At 68.3% G+C, this 426-nt stretch carries 1 pseudogene; it reads left to right on the forward strand.

The annotated features are described in order from the left end of the window. Positions 1-392 (forward strand): annotated as a pseudogene (locus tag VR44_RS38170) (hypothetical protein); the annotation flags it as partial. Positions 393-426 lie beyond the last annotated feature (34 nt).

Genomic DNA, 426 nt, shown 5'->3' on the forward strand with positions numbered 1-426 from the left:
GTATAAGAGACAGGTCCCACACCCCGGCGGCCACCAGCGCCTCGGCCCCGGCCCTGCAGGCCACGAACTGCGCCCTGGGCGGCGCCGGCGGCGAGGGCGGCAAGGGCGGCGAGGGCGGCAAGGGTGGGCAGCCCGGCCAGCCGGGCGAGCCCGGCAAGCCCGGCGGAACGGCTTGCCTCGGCTTCTCCGACCTGCCCGACAAGCCCAAGTCCGAGCTGAACGTGGTGGACAAGGTCCGCATCGTGCTCACGGTGATGGCAGCCGACGACCCCAAGGAGATGAAGGAGAAGATCGCCGACAAGTACAAGATCACCACCGAGCAGATCGACACCTGGAAGAAGCAGTACCAGGACGGTGACTGGTTCGCCCTGATGAGCGGCACCAGCAGCTGATCCGGTGAAGCGGGCGAGCCGAACGAAAAGGCTC

It is taken from the genome of Streptomyces katrae, from assembly GCF_000966975.1.
Classification (GTDB): Bacteria; Actinomycetota; Actinomycetes; order Streptomycetales; family Streptomycetaceae; genus Streptomyces; species Streptomyces katrae.